This is a genomic window from Seonamhaeicola aphaedonensis, from assembly GCF_003386195.1.
Classification (GTDB): domain Bacteria; phylum Bacteroidota; class Bacteroidia; order Flavobacteriales; family Flavobacteriaceae; genus Seonamhaeicola; species Seonamhaeicola aphaedonensis.
The window spans coordinates 635,262-653,717 of sequence record NZ_QRDX01000001.1; the positions used below are offsets into that span (position 1 = coordinate 635,262).

The following is an 18,456-nucleotide window of genomic DNA, read 5'->3' on the forward strand; positions in this document are numbered from 1 at the left end:
ATTCAAAATTAAGATTTAATGCGTCATTATAGCGTTTCAGAATTATTATCAAAAGATATTGCCTTTCCAGAAGTAGAAGTAAAAGGTTGGGTTAGAACTTTTAGAGCAAACCGCTTTATTGCGTTAAACGATGGGTCAACATTAAACAACATTCAATGCGTAGTAGATTTTGAAAATTTTGATGAAGCTTTATTAAAGCGAGTTACCACGGGAGCCGCAATTCACATTACTGGCGAACTTGTAGAAAGCCAGGGTAAAGGACAAAAAGTTGAGATTCAAGTAAAAACATTAGAAGTTTTAGGTGATTCTGACCCTGAAGAATACCCTATTCAACCCAAAAAGCATTCGTTTGAATTTTTAAGAGAAAATGCGCACTTACGCACTAGAACTAATACCTTCAGTGCTGTAATGCGTTTAAGGTCGGCACTTTCATATGCCGTTCATAAATACTTTAATGAGCATGGTTTTTATTATATGCACGCCCCAATAATAACTGGTAGTGATGCTGAAGGAGCAGGTGAAATGTTTAAAGTAACGAGTTTAGACGTAAATAATTTACCAAAAAACGGGAGTGACAAAGTAGATTATTCCAAGGATTTCTTTGGAAAGGAAACCAATTTAACGGTTTCTGGTCAGTTAGAAGCTGAGACATATGCCATGTCACTTGGAAAGGTATATACGTTTGGCCCTACTTTTAGAGCCGAAAACTCTAATACTTCACGCCATTTAGCTGAGTTTTGGATGATTGAACCCGAAGTAGCATTTATGGACTTAGCTGGTAATATGGATTTAGCCGAAGACTTCTTAAAATTTGTTATTAAATATGTGCTTGATAATAACCGTGATGACCTAGAATTTCTGGATAAACGCCAACAGGATGAAGATAAGAAAAAACCTCAAGCCGAAAGAAGTGACATGACGCTTATTGAAAAACTAAAATTTATTACAGATAATCACTTTAAGCGCGTAAGCTACACCGAAGCTATTGATATTCTCAGAAATAGTAAACCAAATAAGAAAAAGAAATTCAAATATATTGTCAATGATTGGGGCTGTGATTTACAAAGTGAGCATGAACGATTTTTGGTAGAAAAGCACTTTAAATGTCCAGTAATTATATTCGACTATCCGGCAAATATCAAAGCATTTTACATGCGTTTAAATGATGACGGCAAAACAGTTCGTGCTATGGATATTTTATTTCCGGGCATCGGTGAAATTGTTGGAGGCGCACAACGTGAAGAGCGTTTAGAAGTCTTAAAACAAAAAATGGCGGCTTTAAATATACCCGAAGACGAACTCTGGTGGTATTTAGATCTAAGAAAATACGGTACTGCCATTCATTCTGGTTTTGGACTGGGGTTTGAGCGTTTAGTAATGTTTGTAACTGGCATGTGTAATATTAGAGACGTTATTCCTTTCCCAAGAACTCCACAAAACGCAGAATTTTAGCCTCAATTTTGGTTGTGGTACAAGTATTGTAGTTAAAAGAAATTTTATACTTTTAACTCAAACCAAATCAAAATATGCTCAAACAACATTTACAGTTTAAGTTATCGCAAAAACTATCGCCTCAGCAGATTCAATTAATGAAATTGATTCAGTTGCCAACACAAGCTTTTGAGCAAAGGCTCAAACAAGAATTAGAAGAAAATCCTGCCTTAGAAGGCGGTAAAGATAAAACTGAGGAGTATGATTCTGAATTCGATAATAATGACGATTATAATGACAACGAAACCATTAATGCAGAAGACATCAATGTTGATGAATATTTAAGTGATGATGAAATTCCAGATTATCGTACACAAACCAATAATTATAGTAGTGACGATGAAGAAAAAACAATGCCTTATGCTGCTGGAACCTCATTTACACAACATTTAATAAATCAACTAAATACTTATAGACTAACAGATGAAGAAAGAGATATAGCAGAGTTTTTAGTCGGAAGTGTTGATGAGAGTGGCTATATAAGAAGGTCTTTAACAGACATTATGGATGATTTGGCATTTACACAAAATGTTTATACTGAAGAATCTAAAATTAAAGATGTTCTTAAAATTGTACATCAGTTAGACCCTGCTGGAGTTGGTGCGAGAAATTTACAAGAGTGCCTGAGTATTCAACTTCATAGAAAAGAAAAAACACCAGATACAGAATTAGCTATAGATATTATAGACAAAGCATTTGAACAATTTACCAAGAAACACTATCAAAAGTTAATTCAAAAATTTGATATTTCTGAAACGCAATTAAAAGATGCGATTTCAGAAATTGAACACCTAAACCCCAAACCGGGAGGTTCTTATTCTGGTAATAACCGCATTGTTGAGCATATTGTACCGGATTTTGCCATTAAAATAGTTGATGGTGAACTAGAATTAACTCTTAATGGTAGGAATGCACCAGAACTTCATGTTTCAAGAGAATACAACAATATGCTAAAGGGGTATAAGGAAGCAAAAGATAAATCCAAATCCCAGAAAGATGCTGTAGTTTTCATAAAGCAAAAATTAGATGCGGCTAAATGGTTTATTGAAGCCATTAAGCAGAGACAGCAGACACTTTTTGTGACTATGAGTGCCATTATGCATTATCAAAAAGAATATTTTTTGACTGGTGACGAGCGTAATCTAAAGCCTATGATTCTTAAAGATATTGCAGATGAAATTAATATGGATGTTTCTACAGTTTCTAGAGTTGCTAATAGCAAATATGTTGATACGCCTTACGGCACAAAATTAATTAAGGAATTCTTTTCAGAATCCATGAAAAATGATCAAGGTGAAGATGTCTCTACCAAAGAAATTAAGAAAATATTAGAAACCGTTATTGAAGAAGAAGACAAGAAAAAACCATTAACCGATGAAATTTTAGCGGGTATTTTAAAAGAAAAAGGTTATCCTATAGCTCGTAGGACTGTTGCTAAATACAGAGAGCAGCTTGATATTCCTGTTGCCAGATTACGTAAAAAAATATAATGGACCATATTTTAAAGAGTATCTCGTTTATTTTTCATCCATTATTGATGCCTTTACTGGGTGTTATATTCTACTTTTCCAAATCACCCAGATTCATTCCAAAGGAGGTTATTGGAGCTAAATTAATATCACTATTCATTCTCTCCGTAGTGCTACCCATCCTTTTGTATTTCTTATTAAAAACATTAGGAAAGGTTAAATCAATCCACCTTGAAACAACATCTGAACGTATTTTACCATTAGTTCTCAATTGTATTGTTGTAATTATTGTTATTCAACGTATTCTAACACCGACACAAATAATTGAGTTGTATTTTTTCTTTGTTGGTATTTTAATCTCATCCATGGCTTGTTTAATTCTCGCATTTTTAAAATTTAAAGCCAGTATACACATGATAGCCGTTTCAGGAGTATTTATGTATTTCATAGCCTTGAGTATTCATTTTAGCATTAATATTAATGGTACGTTAGCCTTAATGGCTATTATAAGTGGAGCAGTTGCAACCTCAAGACTTCATGTTAATGCGCATACATATAAAGAGTTATTAATGGGTATTTTTGTTGGTGTAATTCCGCAACTAATCTTAGTGCCTTATTGGCTATAAAATGTAAAACATAAGGCCAATTTTTATGGTATTCATGTTTAATTGTTCACCGTTGATTGTAACGTTATCTGAAAAGATAGAATTTAAAGCATAGTACATATAGATATTCCAAGTATCATACCCTAAGCTGAGGGTCAACCCATATTGAAATTTATTAAAGTCTTCAATATCCCTAAGTTTAATAGTCCCCAAATCTCCTTTGTATATTGTAGTATGTGCAACAACATAGCTGACCTTAAAGCCAGTATAAATTCTCCAAAAGCTGTAGTTTAAAGGAGTCGATGAGCGCCACCTAAATTCAAAAGGAACTTCTATTAAATGGTTTGAAAACTTATTTTTTGAAAAAGTTTCATTATCTAAAATACTATATACTAAACCATTAGATCCTCTATTAATGAGCAAGTTTTGATTAAATGAATTAGCTGAATACCCGAGTCCTAATCCAAACGCTACATTCCTCCTTTTATTTATGGGCATATCTTTTATGAAACCTAACTGAAAACCTAATGAAAATCCACTTTGCTTTAACCCATCTAGTTTTTCACCCAATAAATTATATGTAACTCCAGCATAGAATTGATCTTCCTTATAAAGCGAATCTGCTTCTACTTCAACATATTGTTGAGCAACTATTTGTTCTATGCTTAAAAAACAAAGCATAATAAGTACAAAATATTTCATGTTAACATATTAGACAAAATTCAACAAAATAAAAATTGCTCCAATGAAAAAAAGGCGTTTTGAAAATTCAAAACGCCTCACTACTTATAATAAAATCAAGATTATAAACTATCTTCCAAACACGCTACCTTTTTTGGTAGTATAGTTGATTTTAAGCGCATTAACTTTTCGTAATTCTTGCTTAATATCGCCAATTAATCCCATGTTTGCATCACTATCAACCTTCAATGCTGTAGTTAAAAAAGGAATCAACTCTTCTCTTTTGGCAGCCCTTTCTGCAGCAATAAAAGCTGCAATATCTTTAACATCAGCAAGTTTATCATTTAATTGAATTCTTGCTTCTGTACCGTATTGCTTAAAATTTTCGCTTGGTTTACCTGCGTATATATACATAACCAAATCTTTTTTATCAAGCTTTTCAACCTGATCTGCAAACGGTAAATTATTCTCAATCATCAAGGTGTTTTCCCTCATAACAGTGGCCACCATGAAAAAGAATAATAACATAAATACAATATCTGGTAGAGATGCTGTAGATATAGCTGGTAAGGCACCGCTCTTTTTCTTTTTAAATTTAGACATATTAGTAAATGTTAAATTATTGTACTTCTGAAAGCTTTTGTGGATATTCCAACTTAATTTGGTCTATCTTTTCTTTTAGTCTTTCTTTATTCCCTGGCCAATTAACGTCTTTGTAGTTGGCTTCCATCTCTGTGAAGGACTTACCATGTACATTTTGAGCTCTTATATTTCTTAATTCATTATAAGCCGCTACTAATTCATTTTGAACAGCTATGTAAGTCTTATAAGTGGTTTCTCTCTCGTTCTTTAAAGAAATTATTGCCTTATCAGGATTATCTGATGATTTAGGATCTTTTTTTCCATTACAATAGTTACATGATCCATCACCACCATTATCTAAAAACTCAACGGCTGCTTTTCTTAAATCTTTCAGCTCCATTAACTCGTCTTCTACAAGTAATTGATCTTTGCCATTCAGTAAAACCGTAAAAATGTTCTTTTGCTTGATAACCACATCCTCATCAGACTCTTCCATTGGGGGTAACTTACGGTTAATCCCAGAGTCTACCTCAATGGTAGTTGTTACCAAGAAAAATATCAGTAATAAGAACGCAATGTCGGCCATGGAGCCTGCATTTACTTCTGGTGCTGCTCTTTTTGCCATAGTGTTATTTATTAAATATTTTTTTTACTCCCGAATAAGCCATAGATGCAATCGCTAATATAGCTAATACATAAAATGCATATAATCCAGCTCCTACTCGTTTTGAGGTTGCTTCTGTAACATCTGCACCTTTATCTACAAACGGTTGTAAATCTAAATCTGTTCCAGATGACATGGCATATGACAATACTATTATTGCTAAAAAAGCACCTACCGACATTAACGTCTTTTTTACATTACCTGCAAACAAACCTTTTATAACAAATATTAATACTAGTGCAACAATTATAAAAAGCACTACATAAGAAACATACAACATGTTACCTCCCATGCTTTGTGCAGCCTCTTCATCGCCAGCCATAATCATTAAAGCAAATATTGCTCCAATAATAGCAAGTGCGAAAGCTACTATTTTTAATACTTTATGTAAACCCATAATTTTTTTGGTATTTAAATTATTACTTCTTGTTTCTAATTAACAGATCCATTAACGTTATAGAGGCATCCTCCATATCATTAACGATGCTATCAATTTTAGCAATGATGTAATTGTAAAAAATTTGAAGTATAATTGCCACTACCAGACCAAAAACAGTTGTTAAAAGTGCCACTTTAATACCTCCAGCTACTAATGAAGGTTGCATGTCTCCTGCAGCTTCAATTTTATCAAATGCTTGAATCATACCTATTACCGTTCCCATAAAACCTAACATTGGTGCCAGTGCAATAAATAATGAAATCCAAGATACATTTTTCTCTAATTGTCCCATTTGAACACCTCCGTAAGCTACAACAGCTTTTTCGGCAGCATCAAGTCCTTCATCAGTTCTATCTAATCCTTGATAGAAAATAGAAGCAATAGGTCCTTTAGTATTTCTACAAACTTCTTTTGCAGCTTCAACACCTCCAGAAGATAAGGCATCTTCTACTTCTTGAGTTAATTTTTTAGTATTCGTAGTAGAAAGGTTTAAAAAGATAATTCTCTCAATAGCAATTGCTAAACCAAGAATTAAACATAACAAAACGATTCCCATAAACTCTGGCCCACCTTCAATGAAACGCTTTTTTAATTCTTGATGAAATCCAAGTGATTCAGCTGGTGCTGCAGCATCAGTATCTTCTTGAATTGTTACAGTAGTTGTTGTGGTTGCAATTGTAGTTGCATTAGCAGTTCCAAATACCATCATTCCTGTAATGGCTAGGATAGAAAATAATCTTTTCATGTCTCGATCTTAATTTTATTAGTTAAAGTGTTAAAGATAAAAAAAAAAAGCAATTAAACAGTAAAAATAACAGCAGAGAGGAAGGGATTCGAACCCTCGATACCCTTTTGAGGTATACACACTTTCCAGGCGTGCGCCTTCGACCACTCGGCCACCTCTCTATAAATATTTCAATCGTATTAATTACGGGGGATGAAATAACAAAAAATTCTTTAAATCTTAAAATTTTATAATGTTAATTTTAGGTCATTTCTCCTCTTAAAGACATTTCGTAAGTTGATTTGAAATTTTCTTTAGAAATATTCTGTCCTAACAGGTACATTGCCTTAGTAATTGCTGCTTCTGTAGTAATATCTTTACCAGATATAACCCCGATTTTTTTGAGCCCAATACTGGTTTCATAGTGTCCCATCATAACACTTCCACCTAGACACTGGGTTATATTAATAATATGCACCCCTCCAGAAATTCTTTCTTCTAACAAATTAATAAACCAAGGTTCTGTAGTACAATTTCCCGCTCCGTAAGTTTCCAAAATCACAGCTTTTAAATCTGACGTCTCAAAAACACTCTGAATAACCGATTTAGTAATGCCAGGAAACAACTTGATAAGTGCTATATTGTTATCAAGGTTTTTATGAACCTGCAATGGTTTCTCTATATCTGGATTGAATAAATATTTTTTATTCACTTTTAAATGTACACCAGATATAGCCAATTCATTGTAATTAGGAGATGCAAAAGCTTCAAAATGTTCGGCATTCATTTTTGTGGTTCTATTACCTCTGTATAATTTGTATTCAAAATACAAACAAACTTCTTTGATTATTGGTTTGTTATCTTTTTGTAAAGATGCTACTTGGACGGAAGTGATTAAATTCTCTTTAGCATCGGTTCTTAAATCTCCAATAGGTAATTGTGACCCTGTAAACACAACGGGTTTTGCTAAATTCTCTAACATAAAACTTAGGGCTGAGGCCGTGTAGCTCATGGTGTCACTACCATGTAACACTACAAAACCATCAAAAGCATCATAACTCTTTTTAATTACTTCTGCTATCTGAACCCAATATCTAGGATTCATATTACTAGAATCGATAGGTTCTTTAAAAGACACCGTTTCAATATTACAATCTAAAAGTTGTAACTCTGGTATTTTATCTAAAAGTGTTTTAAAATCGAATGCCTTTAAAACGCCGGATTTAAAATCCCTAATCATACCAATGGTTCCACCGGTATAAATCAACAATATTTTGGGTTTCGACTGATTCATAAATTAAACACCAAATACATGTTTAGAATTTTGAGTTGTTATGGCTGCAATTACTTCTACTGGTAAATTATAAATTTCTGAAAGCTTATCCAACACCTTTAATATATATACACTTTCATTTCGTTTTCCTCTGTATGGTACAGGCGCCAGATAAGGTGCATCTGTTTCCAAAACAATATGCTTTAAATCTATTTCATTTAAAAAGGTATCAATCTTACCGTTTTTAAAAGTAGCCACACCACCTATACCTAGTTTCATGTTAAAGGAAATTACTTTATGCGCCTGCTCTAGTGTACCAGTAAAGCAATGAAAAATTCCAAAAAGTTTATCATGTTTGACCTCGTCTAAAACTTCAAATATTTCATTAAAAGCCTCTCTACAATGAATTACAATTGGTAAATTATAATGTTTAGCCAATTCAATCTGATACTTAAAAGCTTCTTGCTGAATAGCAAGTGTAGTTTTGTCCCAATACAAATCTATCCCAATTTCTCCAAGAGCATAAAAAGATCTTTTAGTCAACATCTCTTCTACATGTTGTAACTCTTCTCTGAAATTCTCATTAACATGCGTTGGGTGCAATCCCATCATTAAAAACACATTATTAGGAAAGTCTTCTTCCAATTGCAACATAGACGTCGTATAAGTTGAATCGATGGCTGGAATAAAAAATCGTGATATATTCTGGTCTATAGCTCGCTGAATCATCTCATGCCTATCTTCATCAAAAGCTTCGCTATATAAATGCGTGTGGGTATCTGTTATAATCAAAAGATTTTCCATTAATATTTTTGTAAAAATAATTTTTTTACATGATTATATTTGTCTAAAAAATAATTTGATGAAAACACTTCAAGAATATTTGCTAGAAAAAGGGTATACCAAAATAAAATTACACCTTACCAAGACCAACCACTTTGAGATTAAGGCTTCAATAAATGGTCAAAAAGGGGTATTTATTCTTGATACTGGAGCCTCTAATTCCTGTGTTGATTTTGAGGCTGTTGAAACCTTCAAATTGAAGGCAAAAGATTCTCTTATTAAAGCTGCGGGTGCTGGCGCCACTGATATGGAAACCAAAATGTCAAATAAAAATAAAATCAAAATAGGTAAATGGCGTCATGACAAAGTAGTTTTAGTACTGTTTAACTTAACACATGTAAATACGGCATTGGTTAATCATAATTCTAAGCCAGTTGATGGGATTATAGGTGCCGATATTCTAAAAAAGGGTAAAGCAGTTATCGATTATGACAAGAAATACTTGTATTTAAAAATATAATTTAGTCCAATTATTTTATTTTCCTGAAACCCTTGAAAAATCTATTTCACTAAATTTATTGATGATTACCTTCATTTAAAAATACTATTTAACTAGAAATCTTTAGTCGTTTAGTCTTTATATTTTTTTCTGAAAACAAAACAGCTCAAGAACTATCAATTGCTCTCAGGACAGTTTACAAACATCTAGCAATATTTTTGATAAATGAGAGTTAGACAATAAAACATCTTCACCTTACTATTTGTGAAAATCTAAATAAGGTTCACTTAAAAAATACGTAGAAGTGCGTATTTCCTAAACAAGTTCTTTAGATTATCTTTACCTTGCTATTAATTAGTTCTTTGGGAGAATTAAGAAAGCTCTAGTATCATTTTGGTCTAGAGCTTTCACTTTTTATACATACTATCAAGTAAAAAAAAAGATGTTCTAATCGAACATCCTTTTTTCTTATTTATAAGATAGAGATTTTTTTATAATTCTAATGCCTTTTTAACATCATTATCCATTAAAATCTCAACGGGATTTTCTAATGCTTCTTTAACAGCCACCAAAAACCCAACACTTTCTTTACCATCAATAATTCTATGATCATATGATAATGCTACATACATTATTGGTCTAATCTCAACTTTACCATCAACAGCTACAGGACGTTCAACAATGTTGTGCATTCCTAAAATACCACTTTGAGGCGGATTGATAATGGGTGTAGACAACATGCTACCAAATACACCTCCATTGGTAATAGTAAATGTACCACCAGTCATTTCATCTACGGTAATTTGTCCATCTCTTGCACGAAGCGCTAAACGTTTCACCTCTGATTCTACCCCTCTAAAACTTAAATTTTCAGCATTTCTAATGACTGGCACCATTAATCCTTTTGGTCCTGAAACTGCAATACTAATATCACAAAAATCATAAGTTAACATTTCCTTGCCATCTATCATAGAGTTTACTGCTGGATACATTTTTAAAGCCCTAACCACAGCTAAAGTGAAGAAACTCATAAACCCTAAACTAACACCATGCTTTGCTTTAAAAGTTTCTTTGTATTCGTTTCTTAAGGCAAAAATTGGAGACATATCAACTTCATTAAAAGTAGTTAACATCGCTGTTGTATTTTTAGCCTCAACCAAACGCTCTGCTACTTTTCGACGTAGCATAGACATTTTACTTCTAGAAGTGCTACGATTACCGCCTGTAGGTGTTCCCATAGAAGGCACTGCTTTAATAGCATCTTCTTTAGTAACCCGTCCGTCTTTACCAGTTCCATTTACAGAAGCTGCCTCAATTCCTTTTTCAGCTAAAATCTTTTTAGCAGCAGGACTTGCTGTTCCAGTTGCATAAGTTGACGATTGTTGTGTCGGTGCATTTGCTACGGCCTCGGCCAAAGGAGCTTCTTCTTTAACAACTTCCTTGGCTGAAGCTTCTCCTCCTTCAGGCTTTTCAGCAGCCGTATCTATATGGCAAACTACAGCTCCAACAGCAACTGCATCACCTTCTTCTGCTTTTAAAGTAATAGTACCACTCGCTTCAGCAGGCAACTCTAAGGTAGCCTTATCACTATCCACCTCTGCTATAGCTTGGTCTTTTTCCACATAATCGCCATCTTCAACTAGCCATGTAGCTATTTCTACCTCGGTAATAGACTCTCCTGGCGATGGTACCTTCATTTCTAAAATCATCTCTAAATAATTTTAATTATATTTTAAATTGTTCTTATTTACTTTTTTATGTCGAAAACGTCTTCTATTACACGACGTTGTCTTGCTCTATCTCTAGTACTGGATCCTGGTGCTGGTACAGAGTTATAAGGTCTAGAGCAAACCTCTAATTTCACAATATTTAATCGTTGAGCCATGAAGCCCCAAGCCCCCATGTTTTTTGGTTCTTCTTGAGCCCAAATGTACTTTTCTACATTTGGATATTTCTTAATCACTTCTTGAATTTTATCATAGTGCAGAGGAAATAACTGTTCAATTCTTACAATGGCTACATCCTCTCTGTTAAGTGATTCTCGTTCTTCTAACAACTCATAGTAAAACTTACCTGTACAGAACACCAATTTCTTAACCTTATCAGGATTAATAGTATCATCAATTATTTCTTGAAATGCACCATTGGCTAATTCTTTTATGGAAGACACCGCTTTAGGATGTCTCAATAAACTTTTAGGTGTGAAAACAACAAGAGGTTTTCTAAAATCGCGTTTCATTTGGCGACGCAACAAATGGAAAAGATTTGCTGGTGTGGTACAATCTGCTACAATCATGTTATCATTAGCACAAAGCTGTAAGTAGCGTTCCATTCTGGCAGAAGAATGCTCAGACCCCTGACCTTCATACCCATGAGGTAATAATACTACAAGACCGTTTTGCGATTTCCATTTATCTTCGGCAGCTGAGAGATATTGGTCAAATATAATTTGAGCTCCGTTACTAAAATCTCCAAACTGTGCTTCCCAAATAGTTAATGTATTTGGGTTTGCCATTGCGTAGCCATAATCAAATCCCAAGACACCATATTCTGATAAAAACGAATTGTAAATGTACATTTCGCCTTTATTATTTGGGTTTGTGTTTAATAAATTGATTCTTTCTTCTGAAATCTCATCTCGTAAAATAGCATGTCTGTGACTAAACGTACCGCGTTCTACATCCTGACCTGAAATTCTAACATTATAACCCTCTTCTAATAAACTTCCATATGCTAGGGTTTCTGCCATTCCCCAATCAAGGGTGTCAGTTTCAAAAACCATTTTTTCACGCCCTTGTAATATGCGTTCTGCTTTGCGTAAAAACTTAACGCCATCTGGCACCGTTGATACCACTTTAGAAATACTTTTTAGGTTATCTTCAGAATATTTTGTATCAACAGTTTCAAGCATAGCATCTAATCCTCTTCGCTCAAAATTGGTCCAACGCTCTTGCATGAACTCTCTAACTTTTGAAGAATCTGATTCTTTTGCCTTTGCATACTCACTTTCAAGAGTATTCTTAAACTCCTCAACTATAGCATTGGAGTATGACTTATCAATGGCACCTTCAGCTATCAATTTATCAGAATAAATCTTATAGGGATTTGGATGTTTTGCGATGTATTTATAAAGCTTAGGTTGCGTAAATCTTGGTTCATCACCTTCATTATGCCCGTACTTTCTATATCCTAACAAATCAATGTAAACGTCTTTTTTGAAACGCATTCTGTAATCTAAAGCCATTTCTATGGCATGAACAACAGCTTCGGCGTCATCGGCATTAACATGCATTACAGGAGATAAGGTAACCTTAGCAACATCTGTACAGTAGGTACTTGAACGTGCATCTAAATAGTTTGTAGTAAATCCTATTTGATTATTAACAACAATATGAATGGTTCCACCTGTTTTGTAACCATTTAGTTGACTCATTTGAGCTACCTCATAAGCTATACCCTGACCCGCAATTGCAGCATCACCATGCACAATAATAGGTAAGATTTTAGAATCATCACCATTATAATCATCATCAATTTTAGCTCTTGTAATTCCTTCTACAACAGGCCCAACAGTTTCTAAGTGCGATGGGTTAGGCACCAAATTCATTTTTATAGATTTACCATTTTGATAGGTTTTGTCTAGCGTTAAACCTAAATGATATTTCACATCGCCATCAATATTTTCATCTTCAAAATCCTTACCTTCAAACTCACTAAATAGTTCATGTAAGGGTTTTCTAAAGATATTAACAAGCGTGCTTAAGCGTCCGCGGTGTGCCATACCTAAAACACATTCCTTCACTCCAAATTTCTCAACAGCATTGTATAATGTATTACTAATGGCTGGTATTAATGACTCACCTCCTTCTAAAGAAAAACGCTTTTGACCAACATATTTGGTCTGAAGAAAGTTCTCAAAAGTAACTGCTTGATTTAATTTTGATAGAATATATTTTTTAGTTTCGGTAGAAAACGCTGGGTGATTATCATTTACATTTAATTTTTCCTGCCACCATTTTATAACGTCAGGGTTTCTCAAATACATATACTCAACACCAATAGAATCACAGTAAATCTGTTCTAAGTGCTTTATAATTTCACGTAAAGTCTGCGCTTTTAAACCTAATATTTCACCTGCATTGAAAACGGTGTCTAAATCAGCCTCCGAAAGTTCAAAATTCTCTAATTCCAAAGTTGGAAAATAGCTTCTTCTTGCCCTAACCGGATTTGTTTTGGTAAACAAATGACCTCGCATCCTATACCCGTCAATAAGTTTTACAACCTGAAACTCTTTGTGCAGATGTTCAGGAATTTGTGTTGAAACACCTTCTACAATTTCACCGTTTAAACCATAGTTTTCACTACCAAAATCATATCCTTGAAAAAAAGCTCTCCAACTTGGTTCTACACTATCTGGGTTTTGTAAATATTGCTCGTATAAATCAGCAAAATATGCCGTGTGTGCTGCATTTAAAAAGGAAAATTTATCCATTATTTTCTTATCCTAACTCTTCTTAAAAAAACATTCTCCAAAAATACAACTTTTATAAACATTAGGTTCTCTATGCTTAAGAATTATGTATGTGATCAACACTTTTAGCAAATACTTTTGTTTAAATGTTAATTTTTTGATGATTACCAAATTTTTATTTAGTTTTTTTAAAATCGTTAAATATAAGTGTACTTTTAGTATTGGTTTAATTAATTTTTAACTAAGATGACATAAAATAAAAAATAAAGGAATTCTTAAAGTGGCAAAAATGCATTACCTAAGGCAACTTCATGCGCTAACTCTCTGATGGTTTTTTCTTTTAATTGTTGAAAAATATCATTTCTTGAAGCAACTAATATATTGTGTAACGGACAAGGATTTTCTTCATTACACTTGTCTAAACTCAACATACAGGAACTAAATTTTTCCTCACTATCAATTACAAAAATAATATCAATTACCGTTTTTTCTAAATTCTCATCATCCATATAAAAGCCTCCTTTCGGGCCCCTTACAGAAGATACTATATTTTCTTTTACTAAAGGTTGAAGTAATTTTGCTAAATATGCTTGTGGTACATTGATAGGTTCTGATATATCTTTAGCCATCACCTTTTTGCTGCGGTTAGAGTGTATAGCTAAAAACAGCACTGCTTTAATGGCATATTTTGAAGAATTAGATAGCATTATACAAATATATAAAGGGTATCCTTGTTTTTAAGATGATTTATATCATATATTGAAATGATTTTTGTAAATAGTTTTGATTTTAGTAATTAATTGATGAAATGAAAGGATTTATTAGGTATAATATTTATGTTTTCTTACTGGTATTAATAGGGTGTGGTGGTAAAGAAGAAAAAGAGAAAACTAGTTTTTCTTATGAAGAAAAACGTTCTACCGAAAAAACTACAAAAAAAAGCGAGGCAACACCTCCTTCAAAGCAAATACATCTCGAAAACAAAGGCATTGGACCTATTACATCTGTTAATTTGGATAAAAATATAGACAGAAACATGGCTGCCAAGGGTGCAGAAATATTTAAAAAATTATGTACGGCCTGTCATAAACCAGACAAAAAGTTTATTGGTCCAGCTCCAAAAGATATTTTAGAACGAAGATCCCCTGAATGGATTATGAATATTATGCTTAATCCTCTTGAAATGATTCAAAAAGACGACCTAACAAAGGCACTCCAAAAAGAATTTAACGGAGCCATAATGCCTTTACAAAACGTAAATGAAGCTGATGCCAGAGCGCTTTTAGAGTACTTTAGAACCTTGTAAATTCACTTAAGAACAGAATACTACAAGCCAAAAGATTTAATAATAATTGCGAAACCAGACTTTCTGCCATTCGCGCCTTAATATCAAAAACGACACTTCTTCTGCTAGTTTTAAAGTATCCTCTCCACTCAAAGACTTAATCGCTTTTTCAGAAACATCAATGATATAAAGTAGGTTTAAGTAATCTGCAAATCTTTCCTGTATTAACTTATAAACAGTTTCATGAAGTAGTAGCTTTAAACTTGAAGGCAAGATATCTTCGTGAAAATCTAAATCAATATTAGCTAATAGAAAGTCTTTATTAAGCTGAAGAACTAACTTTTTATATAAATCTAAATCATTAGCCTTAACTATTAAGTCATCAAAAGTAGTGGGGAATTGCATTACACATTTCTATTCATTAAACTATTTCCAAATACTTTTAAGAGCTGTTTTCTGTCATCAGAGATATTTAGGGTTTCTAAAACAGAAAAGGCTTTATTGGTGTAATCTTGAACCGCTTGTTTGGTTGATTCTGATGCTCCCGTAGCTTTAAATAACTCCTTAACCACAAATACTTTTTCATCAGTTTTATCTGTTACGGTATTGAATAAGTGAATCAATCTTTCCTTTTCATTTTCCGATGCAAACTGCAATGCTTTTAAATACAAATAGGTTTTTTTGTTTTCAATAATATCACCCCCTACTTGCTTACCAAAAGTTTCTGGATTTCCAAAAGCATCTAAGTAATCGTCTTGTAACTGAAACGCAACACCTAGGTTTCTACCAAATTCATAAATATTATTCTGATCTTCTATAGAAGCTCCAGCAATTATAGCCCCCATTTTCATTGCTGCTGCTACCAAAACCGACGTTTTGTATTCAATCATTTTTAAATACTCTGGTATGGTTACGTCATTTCTAGTTTCAAAATCAACATCATATTGCTGCCCTTCACAAACCTCGATAGCTGTTCTGCTGAACAGTTTTGTTAAAGCTTTAAAAATTTCCGGTGGATAATGCTCAAATAATTGATAGGCCATAATTAACATGGCATCACCAGATAAAATACCCGTATTAATATCCCATTTTTCATGAACCGTTGCTTTTCCTCTTCTTAGTGGCGCATCATCCATAATGTCATCATGAACTAAAGTAAAGTTATGAAAAACCTCAACCCCCAATGCCGCATGAAAAGCGTCTTTATAACTGCCTCCAAAAATATCAGTAGTCATTAAAGTTAATACAGGCCGTAATCGTTTTCCTCCTAAACCTAATATGTATTCTATTGGTTTGTACAACCCATGCGGTTCTTTAACAGTATTGTAATCTTCTAGAAAAGATAAAAACTCCTCTTGATATTTTTCTATGGATAGCATAAAACAAAAATAAAGTAATTCAATTTATAAAAAAGGACAATATGAACTTAGTGTTAAAAAAAAGTAAAACTTTGGAAACTTTTTTTGTTTTTATAGTTTCCAAAGTATATTTGCGCTCATAAATTATGAGAGAAAAGATAATTAATAAAGCGGCAGAGTTGTTTTTAAATTTTGGATTTAAAAGCGTTACTATGGATGATATTGCGAATGAAATGGCTATTTCTAAAAAAACCATATACGTACACTTTGCCAATAAAACCAAATTGATAGAAGCTGTAACTTTTACAATTTTTGAAAATGTTTGCGAGGGTATTGACGGCATTTGCAACAGCTCTGACAACCCGATAAAAGAGTTATACGACATAAAAATGTTTGTATTACATTACTTAAAAAATGAAAAAACCTCACCACAATTCCAGTTAAAAAAATACTATCCGAAAATTTATAATCAGCTTAAGTTAAAGCAATTTGAAAAAATGTACGATTCTGTAAAAGAAAGTTTGCAAAATGGCATTGCTAATGGTTTGTTTAGAGACTCTATTGATGTAGATTTTATATCTAAAATGTACTTTACCGGAATGACAGGTATAAAAGATCAAACTATTTTTCCTCTAAACAATTATGACATGGAATATTTAATTGAAAGCTATTTAGAATACCATTTACGAGCAATAGTTACAGACAAAGGACTTCAAATTTTAAATAAGTTTATAAAATCAAATCAATCATTAAACACATAAAAAATAATAACTGTTAACACATGAAAAACAAACTAATTATATTTTTTAGTTTACTAAGCAGCCTTACGCTTTTTTCACAGGAAATGACTCATAGTTTTTCTTTACAAGAAGCTATAGATTACGCTTTGGAAAACAACAGAACAGCCAAAAATGCACAACGTGACATTGAAGCCGCAAAAAAACAAAAATGGGAAACCATTGCTACTGGGCTTCCTCAAATTAACGGAAGTATCGATTATCAAAACTTTTTCAAGCAACAAGTTACAGTAATACCAAGTGACTTTGGTGATCCTAATTCTGAACTTGTTCCTGTAATTTTTGGGACTACTCAAAACATTAATGCCTCTGCAACGCTAACACAACTAATTTTTGATGGTTCTTACATTGTAGGGCTCCAGTCTGCTAAAGTGTTTTTAGAGATTTCTGAAAATGCTAAAACAAAGACTGATTTGGAAATTAGAAAAATGGTCATCAACGCCTACGGCAACGTTTTATTAGCCGAAGAAAGTGTAAAAATATTAGAGAAAAACAAAGCGACTCTTCAAAAAAATCTGGATGATATTATTAAGATTTATGAAAACGGACTTGAAGAAGAGGAAAGTGTAGAACAATTAAAAATCACTCTATCTGGAATTGAAAGCAATCTCAACAATACTATCAGGTTAAAAAAAGTAGCTTACCAAATGCTTAATATAACTTTAGGTATTGATATTTATGCAAACACAACACTTACAGATAATTTAGAAACACTAACTGCAAAACATATCGATTTGGAGTTACTCAGTGAGCCATTAACTGTTGAGAACACCATTGATTATCAAATAGCTGAAAATGACAAAGTATCTAAAGAGTTATTAGTGAAATTAGAACAAAGCAGAGCCCTGCCAACACTAAGTACTTTTTTAACAGGCGGGTACCTTTCGTTTAGTAATGATTTTAGCTTTTTAAACAGCGAGCAGGAGTACTTTGGCTATGGTCTTTTGGGAGTCAGTATGCAAATCCCCATTTTTGGCTCAGGACAAAAAAGTGCTAGAACACAACGTGCTAAAATTAATTTAGAAAAATCAAAAGACGAGTTAACCGAAACGGAACAACGTTTAAAACTGCAAATAGAATCTGCAAAAAGTGACTATCAATTTGCATTAGAAGATTATAACAACAAAAAAGAGAATTTAAATCTTGCCGAACGCATTGAAAATAAAAATCAAACCAAATTTTTTGAAGGTATTGCTACCAGTTTTGATTTAAGGCAAGCCCAAATACAGTTATACAGTGCACAACAAGAATTTTTACAAGCTATGTTAGATGTTATCAACAGAAAAGTTGAACTGGAAACAGTTTCTAATAAAATAAACAACTAAAAAATCAATC

Annotated in this window: 19 protein-coding genes and 1 tRNA gene; 7 read left to right on the forward strand and 13 right to left on the reverse strand. The window is 33.0% G+C overall.

What is annotated here, in order from left to right; genetic code table 11:
* Positions 1-18 precede the first annotated feature (18 nt).
* From asnS to DFQ02_RS02770, 3 genes are all read left to right on the forward strand, one after another.
* Complete coding sequence (asnS, locus tag DFQ02_RS02760; protein ID WP_116039442.1) at positions 19-1,452, forward strand: asparagine--tRNA ligase; 1,434 nt, start codon at positions 19-21, stop codon at positions 1,450-1,452.
* Positions 1,453-1,526: 74 nt separating this feature from the next.
* Complete coding sequence (rpoN, locus tag DFQ02_RS02765; RefSeq protein WP_116039443.1) at positions 1,527-2,981, forward strand: RNA polymerase factor sigma-54; 1,455 nt, start codon at positions 1,527-1,529, stop codon at positions 2,979-2,981.
* Positions 2,981-3,586, forward strand: a complete 606-nt coding sequence (locus tag DFQ02_RS02770) for a hypothetical protein (protein WP_116039444.1) — start codon at positions 2,981-2,983, stop codon at positions 3,584-3,586. Before rpoN ends, DFQ02_RS02770 begins: the two co-directional genes overlap by 1 nt.
* Here the strand turns inward: DFQ02_RS02770 and DFQ02_RS02775 are convergent.
* From DFQ02_RS02775 to DFQ02_RS02810, 8 genes are all read right to left on the reverse strand, one after another.
* On the reverse strand, positions 3,581-4,267 hold the full coding sequence (locus tag DFQ02_RS02775; RefSeq protein WP_116039445.1) for a porin family protein: 687 nt from the start codon (positions 4,265-4,267) through the stop codon (positions 3,581-3,583). The genes DFQ02_RS02770 and DFQ02_RS02775 overlap by 6 nt on opposite strands.
* Positions 4,268-4,375: 108 nt before the next feature.
* Complete coding sequence (locus DFQ02_RS02780; RefSeq protein ID WP_116039446.1) at positions 4,376-4,849, reverse strand: ExbD/TolR family protein; 474 nt, start codon at positions 4,847-4,849, stop codon at positions 4,376-4,378.
* Between the two features lie 16 nt (positions 4,850-4,865).
* Positions 4,866-5,453 (reverse strand): ExbD/TolR family protein, encoded by a 588-nt coding sequence (locus DFQ02_RS02785; protein ID WP_116039447.1) that lies wholly within the window; start codon positions 5,451-5,453, stop codon positions 4,866-4,868.
* Between the two features lie 4 nt (positions 5,454-5,457).
* A complete protein-coding gene (locus tag DFQ02_RS02790) occupies positions 5,458-5,889 on the reverse strand; it encodes a hypothetical protein (RefSeq protein WP_116039448.1) in 432 nt (143 codons plus the stop codon).
* Positions 5,890-5,911: 22 nt separating this feature from the next.
* Positions 5,912-6,676, reverse strand: coding sequence for a MotA/TolQ/ExbB proton channel family protein (locus tag DFQ02_RS02795; RefSeq protein WP_116039449.1), 765 nt, complete (start codon positions 6,674-6,676; stop codon positions 5,912-5,914).
* 73 nt (positions 6,677-6,749) lie between these two features.
* Positions 6,750-6,837: transfer RNA gene (locus tag DFQ02_RS02800), tRNA-Ser, on the reverse strand.
* Positions 6,838-6,917: 80 nt separating this feature from the next.
* A complete protein-coding gene (locus tag DFQ02_RS02805; protein ID WP_116039450.1) occupies positions 6,918-7,949 on the reverse strand; it encodes an asparaginase in 1,032 nt (343 codons plus the stop codon).
* 3 nt (positions 7,950-7,952) lie between these two features.
* The gene (locus tag DFQ02_RS02810) at positions 7,953-8,720 is read right to left on the reverse strand and encodes a TatD family hydrolase (protein WP_116039675.1); all 768 of its coding nucleotides are present in this window, start codon (positions 8,718-8,720) and stop codon (positions 7,953-7,955) included.
* A gap of 70 nt (positions 8,721-8,790) precedes the next feature.
* Here DFQ02_RS02810 and DFQ02_RS02815 point away from each other — a divergent pair, with 70 nt between their 5' ends.
* Positions 8,791-9,231, forward strand: coding sequence for a retropepsin-like aspartic protease family protein (locus DFQ02_RS02815; protein ID WP_116039451.1), 441 nt, complete (start codon positions 8,791-8,793; stop codon positions 9,229-9,231).
* Positions 9,232-9,701: 470 nt separating this feature from the next.
* Here the strand turns inward: DFQ02_RS02815 and odhB are convergent, their stop codons facing one another.
* The 3 genes from odhB to DFQ02_RS02830 all read right to left on the reverse strand — a co-directional run bounded on the left by odhB (position 9,702) and on the right by DFQ02_RS02830 (position 14,388).
* On the reverse strand, positions 9,702-10,919 hold the full coding sequence (gene odhB, locus DFQ02_RS02820) for a 2-oxoglutarate dehydrogenase complex dihydrolipoyllysine-residue succinyltransferase (RefSeq protein ID WP_116039452.1): 1,218 nt from the start codon (positions 10,917-10,919) through the stop codon (positions 9,702-9,704).
* 38 nt (positions 10,920-10,957) lie between these two features.
* Entirely contained in the window at positions 10,958-13,702 is a 2,745-nt protein-coding gene (locus DFQ02_RS02825) for a 2-oxoglutarate dehydrogenase E1 component (RefSeq protein ID WP_116039453.1), read from the reverse strand.
* Between the two features lie 254 nt (positions 13,703-13,956).
* Positions 13,957-14,388, reverse strand: coding sequence for an RrF2 family transcriptional regulator (locus DFQ02_RS02830; RefSeq protein WP_116039454.1), 432 nt, complete (start codon positions 14,386-14,388; stop codon positions 13,957-13,959).
* Positions 14,389-14,489: 101 nt separating this feature from the next.
* Between DFQ02_RS02830 and DFQ02_RS02835 the strand changes: the two genes are divergently transcribed.
* Positions 14,490-14,987 carry a c-type cytochrome gene (locus DFQ02_RS02835; protein ID WP_116039455.1) on the forward strand — a complete coding sequence of 166 codons (498 nt, stop codon included), beginning with the start codon at positions 14,490-14,492 and terminating at the stop codon, positions 14,985-14,987.
* A gap of 36 nt (positions 14,988-15,023) precedes the next feature.
* Here the strand turns inward: DFQ02_RS02835 and DFQ02_RS02840 are convergent, their stop codons facing one another.
* Both DFQ02_RS02840 and DFQ02_RS02845 read right to left on the reverse strand, forming a co-directional pair.
* A complete protein-coding gene (locus DFQ02_RS02840) occupies positions 15,024-15,371 on the reverse strand; it encodes a hypothetical protein (protein WP_116039456.1) in 348 nt (115 codons plus the stop codon).
* Positions 15,371-16,345 (reverse strand): polyprenyl synthetase family protein, encoded by a 975-nt coding sequence (locus DFQ02_RS02845; RefSeq protein ID WP_116039457.1) that lies wholly within the window; start codon positions 16,343-16,345, stop codon positions 15,371-15,373. Before DFQ02_RS02845 ends, DFQ02_RS02840 begins: the two co-directional genes overlap by 1 nt.
* A 125-nt stretch (positions 16,346-16,470) precedes the next feature.
* Here DFQ02_RS02845 and DFQ02_RS02850 point away from each other — a divergent pair, with 125 nt between their 5' ends.
* Both DFQ02_RS02850 and DFQ02_RS02855 read left to right on the forward strand, forming a co-directional pair.
* Positions 16,471-17,085: a TetR/AcrR family transcriptional regulator gene (locus tag DFQ02_RS02850; protein WP_116039458.1), complete on the forward strand. Its 615-nt coding sequence runs from the start codon at positions 16,471-16,473 to the stop codon at positions 17,083-17,085.
* 20 nt (positions 17,086-17,105) lie between these two features.
* Positions 17,106-18,446, forward strand: a complete 1,341-nt coding sequence (locus tag DFQ02_RS02855) for a TolC family protein (protein ID WP_116039459.1) — start codon at positions 17,106-17,108, stop codon at positions 18,444-18,446.
* Positions 18,447-18,456 lie beyond the last annotated feature (10 nt).

What these genes read in the sequence shown, in the direction of transcription:
- asnS (WP_116039442.1), top strand. Translation starts at nt 19, where the DNA reads ATGCGTCATTATAGCGTTTCAGAATTATTATCAAAAGATATTGCCTTT.
- rpoN (WP_116039443.1), top strand. Translation starts at nt 1,527, where the DNA reads ATGCTCAAACAACATTTACAGTTTAAGTTATCGCAAAAACTATCGCCT.
- DFQ02_RS02770 (WP_116039444.1), top strand. Translation starts at nt 2,981, where the DNA reads ATGGACCATATTTTAAAGAGTATCTCGTTTATTTTTCATCCATTATTG.
- DFQ02_RS02775 (WP_116039445.1), bottom strand. Translation starts at nt 4,267, where the DNA reads ATGAAATATTTTGTACTTATTATGCTTTGTTTTTTAAGCATAGAACAA.
- DFQ02_RS02780 (WP_116039446.1), bottom strand. Translation starts at nt 4,849, where the DNA reads ATGTCTAAATTTAAAAAGAAAAAGAGCGGTGCCTTACCAGCTATATCT.
- DFQ02_RS02785 (WP_116039447.1), bottom strand. Translation starts at nt 5,453, where the DNA reads ATGGCAAAAAGAGCAGCACCAGAAGTAAATGCAGGCTCCATGGCCGAC.
- DFQ02_RS02790 (WP_116039448.1), bottom strand. Translation starts at nt 5,889, where the DNA reads ATGGGTTTACATAAAGTATTAAAAATAGTAGCTTTCGCACTTGCTATT.
- DFQ02_RS02795 (WP_116039449.1), bottom strand. Translation starts at nt 6,676, where the DNA reads ATGAAAAGATTATTTTCTATCCTAGCCATTACAGGAATGATGGTATTT.
- DFQ02_RS02805 (WP_116039450.1), bottom strand. Translation starts at nt 7,949, where the DNA reads ATGAATCAGTCGAAACCCAAAATATTGTTGATTTATACCGGTGGAACC.
- DFQ02_RS02815 (WP_116039451.1), top strand. Translation starts at nt 8,791, where the DNA reads ATGAAAACACTTCAAGAATATTTGCTAGAAAAAGGGTATACCAAAATA.
- odhB (WP_116039452.1), bottom strand. Translation starts at nt 10,919, where the DNA reads ATGATTTTAGAAATGAAGGTACCATCGCCAGGAGAGTCTATTACCGAG.
- DFQ02_RS02825 (WP_116039453.1), bottom strand. Translation starts at nt 13,702, where the DNA reads ATGGATAAATTTTCCTTTTTAAATGCAGCACACACGGCATATTTTGCT.
- DFQ02_RS02830 (WP_116039454.1), bottom strand. Translation starts at nt 14,388, where the DNA reads ATGCTATCTAATTCTTCAAAATATGCCATTAAAGCAGTGCTGTTTTTA.
- DFQ02_RS02835 (WP_116039455.1), top strand. Translation starts at nt 14,490, where the DNA reads ATGAAAGGATTTATTAGGTATAATATTTATGTTTTCTTACTGGTATTA.
- DFQ02_RS02840 (WP_116039456.1), bottom strand. Translation starts at nt 15,371, where the DNA reads ATGCAATTCCCCACTACTTTTGATGACTTAATAGTTAAGGCTAATGAT.
- DFQ02_RS02845 (WP_116039457.1), bottom strand. Translation starts at nt 16,345, where the DNA reads ATGCTATCCATAGAAAAATATCAAGAGGAGTTTTTATCTTTTCTAGAA.
- DFQ02_RS02850 (WP_116039458.1), top strand. Translation starts at nt 16,471, where the DNA reads ATGAGAGAAAAGATAATTAATAAAGCGGCAGAGTTGTTTTTAAATTTT.
- DFQ02_RS02855 (WP_116039459.1), top strand. Translation starts at nt 17,106, where the DNA reads ATGAAAAACAAACTAATTATATTTTTTAGTTTACTAAGCAGCCTTACG.